Annotated in this window: 13 protein-coding genes and 1 pseudogene; 9 read left to right on the top strand and 5 right to left on the bottom strand. The window is 72.0% G+C overall.

Translation table 11 applies throughout. The annotated features are described in order from the left end of the window. A partial coding sequence (locus tag P6F26_RS14245) for a DEAD/DEAH box helicase (RefSeq protein WP_278029362.1) occupies positions 1-1,634 on the bottom strand: 1,634 nt, incomplete at its 3' end. Between the two features lie 367 nt (positions 1,635-2,001). Here P6F26_RS14245 and P6F26_RS19705 point away from each other — a divergent pair. The 6 genes and pseudogenes from P6F26_RS19705 to eutC form a co-directional block, all read left to right on the top strand. After that, a pseudogene (locus tag P6F26_RS19705) lies at positions 2,002-2,373 on the top strand (hypothetical protein); the annotation flags it as partial. 132 nt (positions 2,374-2,505) lie between these two features. Next, positions 2,506-2,853, top strand: a complete 348-nt coding sequence (locus P6F26_RS14235) for a cupin domain-containing protein (protein WP_278029360.1) — start codon at positions 2,506-2,508, stop codon at positions 2,851-2,853. 78 nt (positions 2,854-2,931) lie between these two features. Continuing rightward, positions 2,932-3,246: a hypothetical protein gene (locus P6F26_RS14230; RefSeq protein WP_278029359.1), complete on the top strand. Its 315-nt coding sequence runs from the start codon at positions 2,932-2,934 to the stop codon at positions 3,244-3,246. A gap of 21 nt (positions 3,247-3,267) precedes the next feature. Further along, the gene (gdhA, locus tag P6F26_RS14225; RefSeq protein WP_278029358.1) at positions 3,268-4,611 is read left to right on the top strand and encodes an NADP-specific glutamate dehydrogenase; all 1,344 of its coding nucleotides are present in this window, start codon (positions 3,268-3,270) and stop codon (positions 4,609-4,611) included. Between the two features lie 76 nt (positions 4,612-4,687). Continuing rightward, the gene (locus P6F26_RS14220; RefSeq protein WP_278029357.1) at positions 4,688-6,061 is read left to right on the top strand and encodes an ethanolamine ammonia-lyase subunit EutB; all 1,374 of its coding nucleotides are present in this window, start codon (positions 4,688-4,690) and stop codon (positions 6,059-6,061) included. Then, positions 6,058-6,813 (top strand): ethanolamine ammonia-lyase subunit EutC, encoded by a 756-nt coding sequence (gene eutC, locus P6F26_RS14215; protein ID WP_278029356.1) that lies wholly within the window; start codon positions 6,058-6,060, stop codon positions 6,811-6,813. The genes P6F26_RS14220 and eutC overlap by 4 nt, the downstream gene beginning before the upstream one ends. On the opposite strand, the gene P6F26_RS14210 is transcribed toward eutC, so the two are convergent. Further along, entirely contained in the window at positions 6,810-8,051 is a 1,242-nt protein-coding gene (locus tag P6F26_RS14210) for an NAD(P)/FAD-dependent oxidoreductase (protein WP_278029355.1), read from the bottom strand. The two genes, eutC and P6F26_RS14210, sit on opposite strands and share 4 nt — an antisense overlap. 269 nt (positions 8,052-8,320) lie before the next feature. Between P6F26_RS14210 and P6F26_RS14205 the strand changes: the two genes are divergently transcribed. After that, a complete protein-coding gene (locus tag P6F26_RS14205; RefSeq protein WP_278029354.1) occupies positions 8,321-8,482 on the top strand; it encodes a hypothetical protein in 162 nt (53 codons plus the stop codon). On the opposite strand, the gene P6F26_RS14200 is transcribed toward P6F26_RS14205, so the two are convergent. The 3 genes from P6F26_RS14200 to P6F26_RS14190 form a co-directional block, all read right to left on the bottom strand. Continuing rightward, the gene (locus P6F26_RS14200) at positions 8,479-9,318 is read right to left on the bottom strand and encodes a carbon-nitrogen hydrolase family protein (protein WP_278029353.1); all 840 of its coding nucleotides are present in this window, start codon (positions 9,316-9,318) and stop codon (positions 8,479-8,481) included. The genes P6F26_RS14205 and P6F26_RS14200 overlap by 4 nt on opposite strands. After that, positions 9,311-10,804, bottom strand: a complete 1,494-nt coding sequence (gene glpK, locus P6F26_RS14195) for a glycerol kinase GlpK (RefSeq protein WP_278029352.1) — start codon at positions 10,802-10,804, stop codon at positions 9,311-9,313. The genes P6F26_RS14200 and glpK overlap by 8 nt, the downstream gene beginning before the upstream one ends. A gap of 80 nt (positions 10,805-10,884) precedes the next feature. Further along, positions 10,885-11,601: an arylesterase gene (locus P6F26_RS14190; RefSeq protein WP_430736754.1), complete on the bottom strand. Its 717-nt coding sequence runs from the start codon at positions 11,599-11,601 to the stop codon at positions 10,885-10,887. Between P6F26_RS14190 and P6F26_RS14185 the strand changes: the two genes are divergently transcribed. Together P6F26_RS14185 and P6F26_RS14180 are read left to right on the top strand one after the other, a co-directional pair. Continuing rightward, positions 11,600-12,295 (top strand): ABC transporter ATP-binding protein, encoded by a 696-nt coding sequence (locus P6F26_RS14185; protein ID WP_278029350.1) that lies wholly within the window; start codon positions 11,600-11,602, stop codon positions 12,293-12,295. The genes P6F26_RS14190 and P6F26_RS14185 overlap by 2 nt on opposite strands. Then, positions 12,292-14,817 carry an ABC transporter permease gene (locus tag P6F26_RS14180; RefSeq protein ID WP_278029349.1) on the top strand — a complete coding sequence of 842 codons (2,526 nt, stop codon included), beginning with the start codon at positions 12,292-12,294 and terminating at the stop codon, positions 14,815-14,817. Before P6F26_RS14185 ends, P6F26_RS14180 begins: the two co-directional genes overlap by 4 nt. Positions 14,818-14,830 lie beyond the last annotated feature (13 nt).

Below are 14,830 nucleotides of genomic sequence, written 5' to 3'. Positions count from 1 at the left end.
GCGCGCTCCTTCGGCCCGTGGTCGGGCGCGGACCGGGCCGCACGGGGCGGCGCAGTCAGGTCAGGGGCGCCGTCGAGCTGCCGGATCCTGATGCCCTTCTCCAGTTCGCTCGCCCCGTCCAGCGCGGCGAGGAACGTCGGAAGGCTGTCCAGCGCGACCTCCACGAACGTCTCTGACTGCTGGATGCGGATCGCCCCGATCGCGTCCTTCTCGACACCGCCCGCTCGGCAGACCAGCGGCAGAAGCCAGCGCGCCTCGGCGCGGTCGTCGCGGCCGACGGACAGGGCGAACCATGCGCCGGAGCCGAAGTTCTTGCGGGGCTTCGGCTCGGGCGCGGCATCGGGCGAGGTCAGGTCCTCGGGCGCGGACTGGCGCGAGCGGAAAAGCCGCAGATAGGCCGCCGCGATCGTCGCAGGCGAATGCAGCTCCAGGAGCTTCCGGGCGAAAGCGTCCTGCTCCTCGGTCGTCTCCTCGGTCCAGACCGGGTCGGCCAGAAGCCGCTCCTCGTCGCGGCGCAGGATCTCGTCGGCAGAGGGCGCTGTCGTCCATTCCGCCTCGATCCGCGCCATGCTCAGAAGGCGCTGCGCCTTCTTGACCGACTTGGACGGCACGATCAGCACGGAGGTCCCCTTGCGCCCCGCCCGCCCCGTCCGCCCCGAACGGTGCAGAAGTCCCTCGGCGTTCGACGGCAGCTCGGCGTTCACCACCAGCTCGAGGTTCGGCAGGTCGATGCCGCGCGCGGCCACGTCCGTCGCGACGCAGACCCGCGCCCGCCCGTCCCGCATCGCCTGAAGCGCGTGTGCGCGCTCGGTCTGGCTCAGCTCTCCGGACAGGGCGACGACGGCGAAGCCCCGGTTCGAGAAACGCGCGGTCAGGCGGTTCACCATCGCGCGGGTGTTCGCGAAGACGATGGCGTTCTGCGCGTCGTGATACCGCAGGACGTTGATGATCGCGTTTTCCGCGTCGATCGGCGCGACACGCAGCGCCTGGTAGGCGATGTCGGCGTGCTGGCTGGTTCCCGACAGCGTCGTGACGCGGACCGGGTCGCGCTGGTAGTTCTGCGCCAGCTGCGCGATCTGCGGCGGCATGGTGGCCGAGAACAGGAGCGTGCGGCGCTCCGGCGGCGCCTCGCCCAGCATGAATTCGAGGTCCTCGCGGAAGCCGAGGTCGAGCATCTCGTCGGCCTCGTCGAGGACGATGGCGCGCAGGCCGCTCATGTCGAGCGATCCGCGCTGGATGTGGTCGCGCAGGCGGCCGGGCGTGCCCACGACGATGTGCGCTCCCCGCTCGAGCGCGCGGCGCTCGTCGCGCATGTCCATGCCGCCGACGCAGGACACAACCCGCGCACCCGCCTTCGCGTAAAGCCAGCCGAGCTCGCGCATGACCTGAAGCGCCAGCTCCCGCGTCGGCGCCACGACCAGCGCGAGCGGCACGCCCGCGGGGCCCAGCGCCTCGGCTTCTCCCATGAGCGTCGGCGCGATGGCGAGGCCGAAGCCCACGGTCTTGCCCGAACCGGTCTGCGCCGACACGAGAAGGTCGGCGTCGCGCAGGGCGGCGTCCGTGACGGCCTCCTGCACGGCGGTCAGGGTGTCGTAACCACGCTCGGCGAGCGCATCGGAAAGGGTCTGGATCATTCGGGAAACCGGCTTTGCCGCCCGGCGGCGCGGCATGATGCGGCGCCCCCGTCGGCGGAGGATGGACAAGCGCGACCCCTACACCCGGTCGCCGGGAATGTATACCGCCAATGCCCTGCCCCCCTGCGCCGCTCTGGCCCGCTGCCCCGTCCCTGCCGTCTGAACCGGAGAAGACGGATCGGCTGACGGGACTTCCGGGGCGAAGCCATTTCTGGCAATATAGTTTCACTCGGAACGGTCGGCGCACGTTCGCCCGGCCTGGTCCGCCACCAATCGGGGATCCGATGACAGACCGTCCGCATATTCTGATCGTCGAGGACAACATCCTCATCGCGATGGATATGGAGCAGATGATCCTCGACCAGGGATGCGTGCCGGTCGGCCCGGTCTCGAACGTCGCCGCGGGTCTCGAGGCGATCGCGCGGATCCATCCCGACGGCGCCGTTCTCGACGTCAACCTGGGGGACGAGCGGGTGTGGCCGCTGGCCGAGGCGCTGGACCGGCGCGGCATCCCCTTCGCGCTGACGACGGGATATTCAAGCGCCGAGATCCCCGATGCCTACCGCGACAGGCTGATCCTGGAAAAACCGGTCGCCCCCGAGACGCTCTCGAAGGCGCTCGCCATGTTCGCGCCCGGTCACGCGGGCACGACTACCCGCGCCATCACGACGATTTCCGTCGCATCGCCGTGGTGGGCGACACCCGCGCCGGAAAGCTCGAAGCGGCGGCGGCGCGCGCGCTCACGTCCGCCGAGGTGCGGTTCTTCGACGTCGGCGAGGCCGAGGCGGCGCGCGCATGGGCGCTCGAAGGGCAGCAGGCGTGCGACCGGCAGCCGGCGCCCGGAGCAACCGCAAGACCACAGGAGGCCATCATGAGCCAAGACACCACCATCAAGAAGGTCCAGTCCGAGCATTCGCCGATGGGCGACATGGGCCAGAAATACCTCGTGGCCGGCAAACGCCTGTCCATGCGGCTTTGGGAAAACGTGCCGCGCGGCGAGGCCGATCCGCCGCACCGGCGCGACTACGAGACCGTGGGCTACGCCCTCGCGGGCCGCGCGCGCCTCGAACTGGAGGGCCAGGAGATCGTGCTTCGGCCCGGCGACTGCTGGCTCGTGCCGGCGGGCGCCGCGCACCGCTACCGCGTTGAGGAGGACTTCACCGCGATCGAGGCGACCTCGCCCCCGGCCGAATTCCACGAAGACGGCGACATCCGGTGATGGCAGCGGCAGGACACGCCGAACCGCAAGGCGGCGTTGGACGGCGCGACCGCAAGGCCTAGGTAGGGGGACCTGAGCATGGATACCATCGTGACGGAGCCGCTCGCCTGGCTGATGCTGGCGGCGCTCCTGGCGGCGTCGTGGCCGGTGTCGCAACATTTCCGGCATGACCGGCTGCAGCCTTTCGCGGCCTACCTCCTTTTCGTCAGCACCACGGCGCTGGTGTCGGGCGTCGTGTTCTGGGGGCTTGCGTGGGTCATCGTGACGACCGGACCGGGTGCCGCGACGGGCGCGGCGGTGGTCCTTGGCCTGCTGGTCGTGGCCGTCGCCGCCGGGCTTCTGGCGGGGCGGTGGATCCTCCGGTTTCCGCAATGGCGGCGAACGCCGCGCTGACGACAGAAAGAGTGATGCGACATGGCAGACAGGATCGACACCGCGACCCTGATCGAAGATCTCGGCCGGCGGGTGCCGGACCAGACACAGTTCCTCGACGGCGTCCGCGGCCTTGTGGGCTGCGTCGAAGGGGTGATGGAGGACAGGCCCGATTTCCGCGCCGCGGGCGTGCTCGAGCGCATCGTCGAGCCCGACAGGACGCTCGTCTTCCGGGTGGTCTGGGCCGACGATGCGGGCCGCGTTCAGGTCAACCGCGGCTGGCGCGTGCAGTATTCAAACGCGATCGGACCCTACAAGGGCGGCCTGCGGTTCCACCCCGATGTGAGCCTCGACCTCTTCAAGCGGCTGGCCTTCGAGCAGACGTTCAAGAACGCGCTGACGGGCCTGCCGATGGGCGGCGCCAAGGGCGGATCGGACTTCGACCCGCATGGCCGCTCGGAGGCCGAGATCATGCGCTTCTGCCAGGCCTTCATGACCCAGCTGCACGAGGCGATCGGACCGCGGCGGGACGTCCCGGCCGGCGATATCGGGGTCGGCGCCCGCGAGATCGGCTTCATGTTCGGCCAGTACAAGAACATCACCGGGCGCTTCGTGGGCGCGCTGACCGGCAAGGGCCTGGAGTTCGGGGGCAGCAGGCTGAGGCGCGAGGCGACCGGCTACGGCGTGGTCTACTTCCTGCGCGAGATGCTGGCGCGACGCGACGAAAGCATCGAGGGACGCCGCGCCGTCGTCTCGGGGGCGGGCAACGTCGCCACCCATGCCGCCGAGAAATTCGTCGACATGGGCGGAACGGTCGTGACGCTGTCGGATTCCAAGGGCTTCCTCCATGTCGAGGACGGGCTGCAGCCCGAACAGATCCGCTGGGTCCGCGAGGCGCGGAAGGATCCCGATTTCCGGCTGGAACGCTTCACCGACCGCTACGGCGGCACATGGCGCAAGGGCGAGGCGCCGTGGTCGGTGGCCTGCGACGTCGCCCTGCCCTGCGCCACGCAGAACGAGATCGACCGTGACGCGGCGCTGGCGCTGATCGACAACGGCTGCCGGGTGGTCGTTGAGGGGGCGAACCTGCCCCTCACGCAGGAGGCGACGCAGGAGATCGACGCGGCGGGCCTGCTCCATGCGCCGGGAATGGCCGCGAACCTCGGCGGCGTCGCGATGTCGGGCCTCGAGCTGAGCCAGAACACCGCCCGCCTCGAACGGGACGAGGACGACCTGTCCGAAGCCCTGCAAAGGATCATGCGCGACGCGCACGCGACCTGCCTCGAACACGGCGAGACGGAAAGCGGCGTGAACTACGCCCGCGGCGCGCATATCGCGGGCTTCACCAAGGTGGCGGACGCCATGACGGCCTTCGGCGTCGCCTGACGCGCCGGGCCGCCGCGCCGCCCTTGGGTGACGCGGCGGCTTGTCCCGTCCTTCCGCGCGTGGTGAACTCGCGCCCATGGGCTACCGCGCGACCATCAACGGAACGCTCTTCGGGTTCCCCTCGCTCAAGGCGCTTCTCGCCAGGGCGTCGCCAGCACGGTCGGGCGACGCGCTGGCCGGGATCGCCGCCGAAGGCCCGCTGGAGCGGATCGCGGCGCAGCATTGCCTCGCCGACGTGGCCCTCGCCGATTTCCTGACCGACGTGCTGGAGGTCGAGGACGACGACGTGACCGCCCTGATCGCGGCCCAGCACGATGCCGCGGCCTTCGCGCCCGTCGCCGCGCTGACCGTGGGGGGCTTGCGCGACTGGCTGCTCGACCCCGCCACGACCGGGCGGGACATCGCCGGCATCGCCTGGGGCATCACGCCCGAGATGGCGGCCGCGGTCTCGAAGATCATGCGTGCGCAGGACCTGATCGCGGCCGCCGCGAAGATCGAGGTCGTCACGCGGTTCCGCTCGACGATCGGACTTCGCGGCCGGCTTTCGACGCGCAACCAGCCCAACCACCCCACCGACGACAGCCGGGGGATCGCGCTGTCGGCGCTCGACGGGCTGCTGATGGGGGCCGGCGACGCGGTGATCGGCGTCAACCCGGCGACCGATGCCGTGGCCGACTACGTCCGCATCTGCGAGGTGCTGGACGCGATCCGGGCGCAGCTCGACATCCCGACGCAGACCTGCTGCCTCGGTCATGTCACGACGGCGCTGGCGGCGATGGAGCGCGGGGCGCCCGTGGACCTCGTGTTCCAGTCCGTCGCGGGATCGCGGAAGGCGAACGCGGGCTTCGGCGTCACGCTGGCCCTGCTGGACGAGGCGCGGGACGCGGTCCGGGGGCTGGGGCGCGCGCCCGAGGGCGCGAACCTGATGTATTTCGAAACCGGGCAGGGCGCCGCGCTGTCCGCGGACGCCCATCACGGCATGGACCAGCAGACGATGGAGACGCGCGCCTATGCCGTCGCGCGGGCCTACCGCCCGCTTCTGGTCAACACGGTTGTGGGCTTCATCGGGCCGGAATACCTCGCGGATGGCAAGGAGATCACCCGCGCGGGGCTCGAGGATCACTTCTGCGGCAAGCTTCTCGGGCTGCCGATGGGGGTCGACGTCTGCTACACGAACCACTCCTACGCGGATCAGGAGGACATGGACATTCTCCTGACCGCGCTGGCGGCGGCAGGGGTGAACTTCGTCATCACGGTGCCCGGCGCGGACGACATCATGCTGAACTACCAGTCGTTGTCGTTCCATGACGCGCACTTCATCCGCGACACGCTGGGCCGCCCGCCCGCCCCGGAATTCGCCGAGTGGATGGCGCGCAACGGCATCGGCTCGCCCGGCGCGGCGCTGCCCGCGCTCGACGCCGCGTTCGGACGCCTGAGGCTTCCGGCATGACCCGCAACGAGATCACCCGGGACGAGATCCGCGCCCTCACGGAGGCGCGGCTGACCTTCGGCGCGCGCGGGCGGGCCCTTTCGACGGGCGACGCGCTGGCCTTCGCGCTGGACCACGCGCGGGCGCGGGCGGCGGTCGAGGCCGAGATGGACCTGCCCGCGCTGCGCGCCGCGCTCGAACGGTCGGGCCTTGCGCATCGCACGGTGACGAGCCTTGCGGGCGACCGCGACACGTTCATCCGCCGCCCCGACCTCGGCAGGCGGCTGCCCAGCGACGCCGAGGCCGCGCTGGCCGGCGCCGGACCGGCCGACGTGGCGCTGGTGCTGGGCGACGGGCTGTCGGCGACGGCGGTGGCGTTGAACGGGGTCGCCTTCCTTTCGGCGCTGGCCGACCGCCTGGCCGCATCGGGACTGCGCGTCGGCCCCGTGATCCTCGCGCGGCAGGCGCGCGTCGCCCTCGGCGACGGGATCGCGCGGGCGATGGGTGCGGAAACCGTCGTGATGGCGCTGGGGGAACGCCCCGGCCTGTCGGCGGCCGACAGCCTCGGGATCTACGTCACGCACGGACCGCGCCCGGGAACGCCCGACAGCGCGCGCAACTGCATCTCGAACGTGCGCGACGCGGGCACCGGCGTGGCGGAGGCCGCGTTCCAGGCCGAACGCCTGATCCTCGCGATGCGGCGGACCGGCCAAAGCGGCGTCGAGCTGAGCCGGACGCTCGCCTCGGGCGCATTGCCCGGCCCCGAGACCTAGGCGAAACGCCGGTCGGGGCGCACGGCGTCGAGGACCACGTTGGGACTGCGGCCCTCGGCCATGTCGGCCACGATCCGGCCCGTGATCCCGCCCAGCGTCAGGCCGAGGTGCTGGTGCCCGAAAGCGTGCAGTATGCGCCCCGAGGACGGGCTTTGGCCGATCACCGGCAGCGAATCCGGCATCGTCGGGCGATAGCCGAGCCACGTGGACGTGGGCGCGGGCAAGGGCCCGACGAACTCGGCGGCCTTGCGCTGCATCCACGCGAGGCGGCGCGCGTTCGGGGGCGCGCCGAGGCCCGCGATCTCGACGGTGCCCGCAAAACGCAGTCCCTTCGCCATCGGCACGCCGTAGAACCCGCCTTCGGCCCAGCCCACGGGACGGGTCAGCCGCCCCGCCTCGTCCGCGAAAAGCAGGTGGTAGCCGCGCTCGGTCCCCAGCGGCATCCGCTCGGCCCCGCCGCCCCTGATCGCGCCCGAGAACGCGCCGGCGGCGATCACGGCGCGGCCTGCCGTCAGGGTGTCGCCCCCCGCGTCGATCCGCACCAGTGCGTGATCGGCCCGCGTGGCTGACACCCTCGCCGCCAGCGTCGCGCCCCCCAGCGCGGCGAAGCGGGCGTGGAGGCGCCGCACCAGCTCCTCTGGGTCGCGGACATGGCGCGCCTCGCGATAGAGGACCGCACGCTCGACCGGCAGCGCGAGGCCCGGCTCGAGGCCCAGTGCCTCCTCGGGCGTCAGGTCCTCGACCGTCACGCCAAGCGACCGGCGCAGGGCAAGGCCGCGCTCGGCCCCCTTCGCGCCCTCGGGCGTCGACCAGACCGTGATCTGGCCGCGCGCCACCACAAGGTCCTCTGCCCCCGCCTCGGCGATCAGCGGGTTCAGCCCGGCATCGGCATGGGACAGGAGCGCGGCCAGGTGCCCCGCGATCTCGCGCGACCGCGCGGCGCGGCAATTGGCGAGGAAGGACAGCATCCAGCCCGGATGCGACAGCGCATGGCCCCACGAGATCGACACGGGACTGTCACGCCCCCACAGAAGGCGCGGAAGGCCGGTCAGAACCGAAGGATCGTTCACCGGCAGGCAGCCATAGGTCGCCAGCGTGCAGGCGTTGCCGGAACTGGTGCCCGATCCGGGCTCGGCGGGATCGATCAGCACGACGCGGTGCCCGCGCATCGCCGACCACAGCGCGCAGCTGGTGCCGACGATGCCCGCGCCGACCACGGCGATGTCGAAATCCGTCATGTCGCGGCGAGCCTCCGACCGGGGACGTTCCGTGCAACCTCAAGCAGGGATGCCCGCGCGAGGCAAGGCTTAGCGGCCGGCGCGCGCGTCGCGCGTCCGTCATCCGCAAAGCGATGAAATCGCCGGCAGATGGCGCCCCGGCATGCACCGCCGGAGGCGCAGGCGCGATCCGCGCGCGGCGTGCGGCCGTCACGGTTTACCGGCCGGGCCGCGCCCGCTAGCGATCGGGAGCGTCGCGGCCCACGGGCCCGAACCACAGGAGACACCGGATGACACGCGCACTTTCCGCAATCGGCCTCGCCCTCGTCCCCTCGGCGCTTTCGGCGCACGAGACCGCGGGCGCCCACGTCCACCCCCACGGCCTCGAATGGGCGATGATCCTGACGGCCGTGGCCCTCTGCGGCGTCTTCATGATGACGCGGCGGCGCTAGACCCGCCTGAGCGGCACGTCGCGCCCCGTCCGCAGGGCCGGGATCTGGCGCCGGGCGGCCTCCACCCGCGTGAGGTCGAGGTCGAGCACGGCAAGCCCCGGCGCCTCGCGCCCGAGATCGGCCAGCACCGTCCCCCAGGGATCGACGGCCAGCGCGTGGCCCCACGTCTCGCGCCCGTCGGCATGGTCGCCCGCCTGCGCGGCGGCCAGCACGAAGGCGCCCGTCTCGATGGCGCGGGCGCGCAGCAGGACTTCCCAATGCGCGCGGCCCGTGGGCACCGTGAAGGCGGAAGGGATGAAGATCAGGCGCGCGCCTTCCTGCCCGTAGCGGCGGTAGAAGTAGGGAAAGCGCAGGTCGTAGCAGATCGACAGACCCCAGGGGCCCCAGGGCGTGTCCGCCATCACCGCCTCGGTGCCCGGGGCGAAGCGCTTGGATTCGCCGATCGGCGCCTGGCCCTCGATGGCCACGTCGAACAGGTGGACCTTGTCGTACTCGGCCCGGATCGCGCCGGTGTCGTCGATCACCGCCGAATGGTTCAGGAAACGCCCGTCGGGCGCCAGAACCGGGGTCGAGCCGATGTTGATCCACATCCCGTGCGTCGAGGCGAGGTCGCGGCATGCGGCGATGAAGGGGTCGTCCGCGGCCGCGACGACCTGCCTGCGGGCGGCCTCGGCGTCGCGGTTCATCAGCCCCGCCACCTCGGGCAGGCACAGAAGCTCCGCCCCCTGCGCCGCGGCCTGGGCCGCCAGCGCCGCGACCGTCTCGATATTGGCGTCGTGCGTGTCGGCCGAGCGCATCTGCGCCAGCGCCGCGCGCAGGGTCCCGCGCTCAGCCACGGTCGCTCAACGTGCGCGCGACGGCGTCCTTCCAGCCCGCGTAGCGCGCCTCGCGCGTGGCGGGGTCCATCTGCGGGTGGAACTCGCGCTCCACCGCCCAGCCCTTCGCGAAATCCTCCGCGCCGGGGCAGACGCCCGCCTGCATCCCCGCGACCCACGCCGCGCCCAGCGCCGTGGTCTCCGGGACCTTCGGCCGATCGACCGGCGCGCCGAGGATGTCGGCGAGGAACTGCATCGACCAGTCCGACGCGGTCATGCCGCCATCGACGCGCAGCACGTTCGCCGCGCCCGCGCCCTCCCAGTCGTGCGACATCGCCTCGTAGAGGTCGCGCGTCTGGTAGCCCACCGATTCCAGCGCCGCGCGCGCGATCTCGGCCGGGCCGGTGTTGCGCGTGATCCCGAACAGCGCGCCGCGGCAATCGGGATCCCAGTAGGGCGCGCCTAGCCCGGTGAAGGCCGGCACCAGGTAGAGCGTCTGCGACGTGTCCGCCTCGGCCGCGAGGGACTGGCTCTCGGCGGCGGTGCCGATGATCTTCAGCCCGTCACGAAGCCATTGCACCACCGCGCCGGCCATGAAGATCGACCCCTCCAGCGCGTAGGTCACCTTGCCGTCGAAGCGGTAGGCGATGGTCCCAAGCAGCCTGTTGCGGCTTTCGACAAGCGTGTCGCCGGTGTTCAGAAGCGCGAAGCACCCGGTCCCGTAGGTCGATTTCAGCATCCCCGGGGTGAAGCACGCCTGCCCCAGCGTCGCCGCCTGCTGGTCGCCCGCGACGCCGAGGATCGGGATCGCGGCCCCGAAATGGCCGGCCTCCGCGGTGCCGAAATCGGCGCCCGTGTCCAGCACCTCGGGCAGAAGCGAGGCGGGGATGTCCAGAAGCTTCAGGATGTCCTCGTCCCATCGCCCCTCGCGGATGTTGTAGAGCAGCGTGCGCGCCGCGTTCGTGGCGTCGGTGACGTGGCGCCTGCCGTTCGTCAGTTTCCAGATCAGCCACGAATCGACCGTCCCGAAGGCGAGCTTGCCGGCGCGCGCCTTCTCGCGCGCGCCCTCGACGTTCTCCAGAAGCCACGCGACCTTCGAGCCCGAGAAATACGGGTCGAGGATCAGGCCGGTCTTTTGCTGCACCATCGGCTCGTGGCCCTCGGCGCGCAGGGCCGCGGTCATCGCGGCGGTGCGCCGGTCCTGCCAGACGATGGCGTTGTGGATCGGCCGGCCGGTCTCGCGGTCCCAGACGATCACGGTCTCGCGCTGGTTGGTGATGCCGATGGCGGCGACGGGCCCAGGCGCCTTTCCCAGCGCGTCGCGCGCCGTCGAGAGGGTCGTGGCCCAGATCTCCTGAGGGTCGTGCTCGACCCAGCCGGAGGCGGGATAATGCTGCGCGAACTCCTCCTGCGCGCTCGCCACCGGCTGCAGCGTGCCGTCCACGCTGTCGAAGACGATCGCGCGCGTGGACGTCGTGCCCTGGTCGATGGCAAGAACGTGGGTCATGGGGATCCTCCCTGCGATCTTCGCCGCAAGCCTACCGCCCCCTGCGGTGAGGGCAAGCCGCCGCGGCCCCCGGCCCGGCCTCAAGATCCCGCGCCGACACGTTCCAGCAGCGCCTCGACCTCGGGGCCCAGCGCCTCGACGATCAGCGCGACGCCCTCGGCGTTCGGGTGCAGCCCATCCGGCTGCATGTAGCGGGCGATCGCCCCCGCGCGGTCCGCGTCCGCCGCCCGTTCAAGCGCGCCAAGGAAGCTTTCGACGTGGATCGCGCCGTATTGCGCCGCCAGCTCGGGATAGATCGCGTCGAACTCGGCCTTGTAGTCCGGCCCGTAATTGCCCGGCGCGTTCAGCCCCACCAGCAGGACGGGCAGGCCGCGCGCCTCGGCTTCGGCGAGGATCCCGTCAAGGTTCGCGCGGCTGGTGCCGGGCGGAAGCCCGCGCAAAAGATCGTTGCCGCCCAGCGCCACGATCATGGCGTCCGCCTCGGGACCGAGCGCCCATGCCACCCGCGCAAGGCCGCCCGCCGTCGTGTCGCCCGAAACGCCGTGGTTCTGCACCTCGACGTCATGGCCGCGCGCCTGCAGCCATGCCTCCAGCTGCGGCACGAAGCCCGCGCCGTCGACCAGCCCGAAGCCCTGTGTCAGGCTGTCGCCCAACGCCACGATCGTGACCGGATCGTCCTCGGCCCACGCCGTCCCGGTCAGCGTCGCGGCAAGCCCCAGCGCCACCGCGCCCGCCTTGCCGACGCGCCGGACGGCCCCATATGCCCAAGAGCAAAATGAACCGAGGCGTTCAGTCATGGAAGACACGGTACTTTCGCTGAGGGATGCGCGGCTCACGCTCGATGGAAACGCGGGCGCGGTCGACATCCTGCACGGCATCACGCTGGACGTGGCGCGCGGCGAGACGGTGGCGCTGACGGGGCCTTCGGGGTCTGGCAAATCTTCGCTCCTGATGCTCATGGGCGGGCTCGAGCGGGCAACGGGCGGGTCCGTAACGGCGCTCGGCCGCGATCTTACCGCGATGAACGAGGATCAGCTCGCCCGGTTCCGCCGCGATCATATGGGGGTGGTGTTCCAGTCCTTCCACCTCATTCCGACGATGACGGCGCTCGAGAACGTGGCGACGCCGCTGGAACTCGCGGGGCACCGCGACGCCTTCGACCGGGCCGAGGCCGAGCTGCGGGCGGTGGGGCTCGCGTCGCGCGCGCATCACTACCCCGGCCAGATGTCGGGCGGCGAGCAGCAGCGCGTGGCGCTGGCCCGCGCCGCGGCGCCCCGGCCGCACATCCTGCTGGCCGACGAGCCCACGGGCAACCTCGACGGCGCGACCGGCGAGGCCATCGTGACCCTCCTGATGGAGTTGCGCGACCGGCACGGCGCGACGCTGGTCCTTGTGACCCACGCGCCCGACCTCGCCCGGCGCTGCGACCGCGAGATCCGGCTGCGCGACGGGCGCGTGGCGGGCGACGCCCTGCGCGAGGCCGCCGAGTGAACATCGCGCTTCGCATCGCGGCACGGGACTTGCGCGGCGGCCTTCGCGGCTTCCGCATCTTCCTCGCCTGTCTCGCCCTCGGCGTGGCCGCCATCGCAGCCGTCGGCAGCGTGCGCGAGGCGATCGAGGCAGGCCTGTCGCGCGAAGGGGCGGCCATCCTCGGCGGCGACGCGCAGATGAGCTTCACCTACCGCTTCGCAAGCGAGGACGAGCGCGCCTTCATGGAGCGGATCGCCACGGCCGTCTCGGAAACCGTCGATTTCCGCTCGATGGTGACGCTCGACCGCGACGGCGCGACCGAGCGCGCGCTGACGCAGGTGCGCGGCATCGACGGCGCCTATCCGCTTTACGGGGACGTGGTCCTGCAACCGGACATGCCCTTGGCGGACGCGCTCGCGACGCGGGCGCTTCCGGGCATCGTGATGCAGCGGCTTCTGGTGGACCGCCTCGCGCTTTCCGTCGGCGACACCGTGCGCCTGGGGACGCAGGACTTCGAGCTGCGCGCCCTGCTCGAGGTCGAGCCTGACGGCGCGGCGGGCGGCTTCGCGCTCGGGCCGAGGTCCATCGTGCGGCTCGATGCGCTCGAGGCGTCGGGGCTGCTGCAGCCCGGCACGCTGTTCGACACGGACTATCGCCTCGCGCTGCCCCCCGGCGCCGATCTCGCGGCGCTCGAGGCCGAGGCCGCGGGGCGCTTCGCCGACACCGGGATGCGCTGGCGCGACGCGCGGAACGGCGCGCCGGGAGTGCAGGAATTCGTCGAGCGGATCGGTGCCTTCCTCGTGCTGGTCGGGCTCGCGGGACTTGCCGTGGGCGGGATCGGCGTGTCCTCGGCGGTGCGCGCCTATCTCGAGGGCAAGATCGCGACCATCGCGACGCTCAAGACGCTCGGCGCCGAGGGGCGGACGATCTTCACGGCCTACTTCGCGCAGATCGGCCTTCTGACGCTGGCGGGCGTAGGCGCGGGGATCGTGCTCGGGGCCGTGATCCCGCTTGCGCTCGCGCCCGTGATCGAGGCGCGGCTGCCGGTGCCGATCGCCGTTTCGGTCTATCCCGCACCGCTCGCCGAGGCCGCGCTCTACGGGGTGCTGACGGCGCTGATCTTCACGCTCTGGCCGCTGGCACGGACCGAACAGGTGCGCGCGGCGGCCCTTTACCGCGACGCCGCCGGGCCGTCGCGCGGGCTGCCGCGTCCGGTCTACCTCGCCGTGATCGCCGGGCTGGCCCTTCTGCTGGTCGGGCTGGCCGTGACGCTGTCGGGCATCCCCGAACTCGCGCTCGGCACCGCTGGCGGCATCCTCGGCGCGCTCGTCCTGCTCGCGCTGTCGGCGCGTCTGATCCGCGCGGTGTCGCGCCGTGCCGCGCGCAGCCGCTGGGTGCGGGGGCGCACCGCGCTGCGCACCGCGCTCGGCGCCGTGGGCGGGCCGGGGTCCGAGGCGACATCGGTGGTCCTGTCGCTCGGCCTCGGCCTTGCCGTGCTGGCCTCCGTCGGCCAGATCGACGCCAACCTGCGCGCCGCGATCCAGCGCGACCTGCCCGAGGTCGCGCCGACCTACTTCTTCGTGGATATCCAGCCCGACCAGCTGGGCCCCTTCCTCGACCGGGTCGAAAACGATCCGGCGGTCAGCCGCGTCGACACAGCCCCGATGCTGCGCGGCGTCATCACCCGCATCAACGGCGCGCGCGCGGCGGACGTGGCGGGCGATCACTGGGTGATCCAGGGCGACAGGGGGCTGACCTACCTGGAGACGGCGCCGCCCGACAGCGAGATCGTGGCCGGCGACTGGTGGCCCGACGACTACGCCGGCCCGCCGCTCGTGGCCTTCGCCGCCGAGGAGGCGCAGGAGATTGGCCTCGGCATCGGCGACGAGATCACCGTGAACGTGCTCGGGCGCGACATCACGGCCAGCATCGCGGCGCTGCGCGAGGTGAAGTTCGAGAATGCCGGCATCGGCTTCGTGCTGACGATGTCGCGCAACGCGCTTGCGCGCGCGCCCCATACCCACATCGCCACCGTCTACGCCGAGCCCGAGGCCGAGGCCGCGATCCTGCGCGACGTGGCGGGCGCGGCGCCCAACATCACCGCGATCCGCGTCCGTGACGCCATCGACCAGGTGGCCGAGGCGCTGCGCAGCCTTGCGGCGGCCACCTCCTACGGGGCGGCGGCGACGCTTCTGACAGGGTTCATCGTGCTGATCGGTGCGGCGGCGGCGGGCGAGCGCGGCCGCGTCTTCGAGGCCGCGGTCCTCAAGACGGTGGGCGCCGCTCGGGGCAGTATCCTCGCCAGCTTCGCCCTGCGCTCGGCGCTTCTGGGCGCGGCCGCAGGTCTCGTGGCCATCGCCGCGGGGGCCCTCGGCGGGTGGAGCGTCACGACCTTCGTGATGGACACGAGCTACCGGTTCGAGCCGGTCTCGGCGGTGGCCATCGTTCTCGGGGGCGCACTCGCCACGCTCATCGCGGGCCTCGGCTTCGCGCTGCGCCCGCTTTCCGTGCGCCCCGCGCGCGTTCTGCGGGCGCAGGACTAGCCGATCTGCAACG

The organism is Roseicyclus salinarum (assembly GCF_029624655.1).
GTDB lineage: Bacteria > Pseudomonadota > Alphaproteobacteria > Rhodobacterales > Rhodobacteraceae > Roseibacterium > Roseibacterium salinarum.
Note: the sequence above shows the minus strand (reverse complement) of the source record. Positions and strands in the feature narration are given on the sequence as shown.

Coding starts and splice junctions, on each gene's coding strand:
- P6F26_RS14235 (WP_278029360.1), top strand. CDS start 2,506: ATGAGCCAAGACACCACCATCAAGAAGGTCCAGTCCGAGCATTCGCCG.
- P6F26_RS14220 (WP_278029357.1), top strand. CDS start 4,688: ATGGGCTACCGCGCGACCATCAACGGAACGCTCTTCGGGTTCCCCTCG.
- gdhA (WP_278029358.1), top strand. CDS start 3,268: ATGGCAGACAGGATCGACACCGCGACCCTGATCGAAGATCTCGGCCGG.
- glpK (WP_278029352.1), bottom strand. CDS start 10,804: ATGACCCACGTTCTTGCCATCGACCAGGGCACGACGTCCACGCGCGCG.
- P6F26_RS14185 (WP_278029350.1), top strand. CDS start 11,600: ATGGAAGACACGGTACTTTCGCTGAGGGATGCGCGGCTCACGCTCGAT.
- P6F26_RS14210 (WP_278029355.1), bottom strand. CDS start 8,051: ATGACGGATTTCGACATCGCCGTGGTCGGCGCGGGCATCGTCGGCACC.
- P6F26_RS14190 (WP_430736754.1), bottom strand. CDS start 11,601: ATGACTGAACGCCTCGGTTCATTTTGCTCTTGGGCATATGGGGCCGTC.
- P6F26_RS14205 (WP_278029354.1), top strand. CDS start 8,321: ATGACACGCGCACTTTCCGCAATCGGCCTCGCCCTCGTCCCCTCGGCG.
- P6F26_RS14230 (WP_278029359.1), top strand. CDS start 2,932: ATGGATACCATCGTGACGGAGCCGCTCGCCTGGCTGATGCTGGCGGCG.
- eutC (WP_278029356.1), top strand. CDS start 6,058: ATGACCCGCAACGAGATCACCCGGGACGAGATCCGCGCCCTCACGGAG.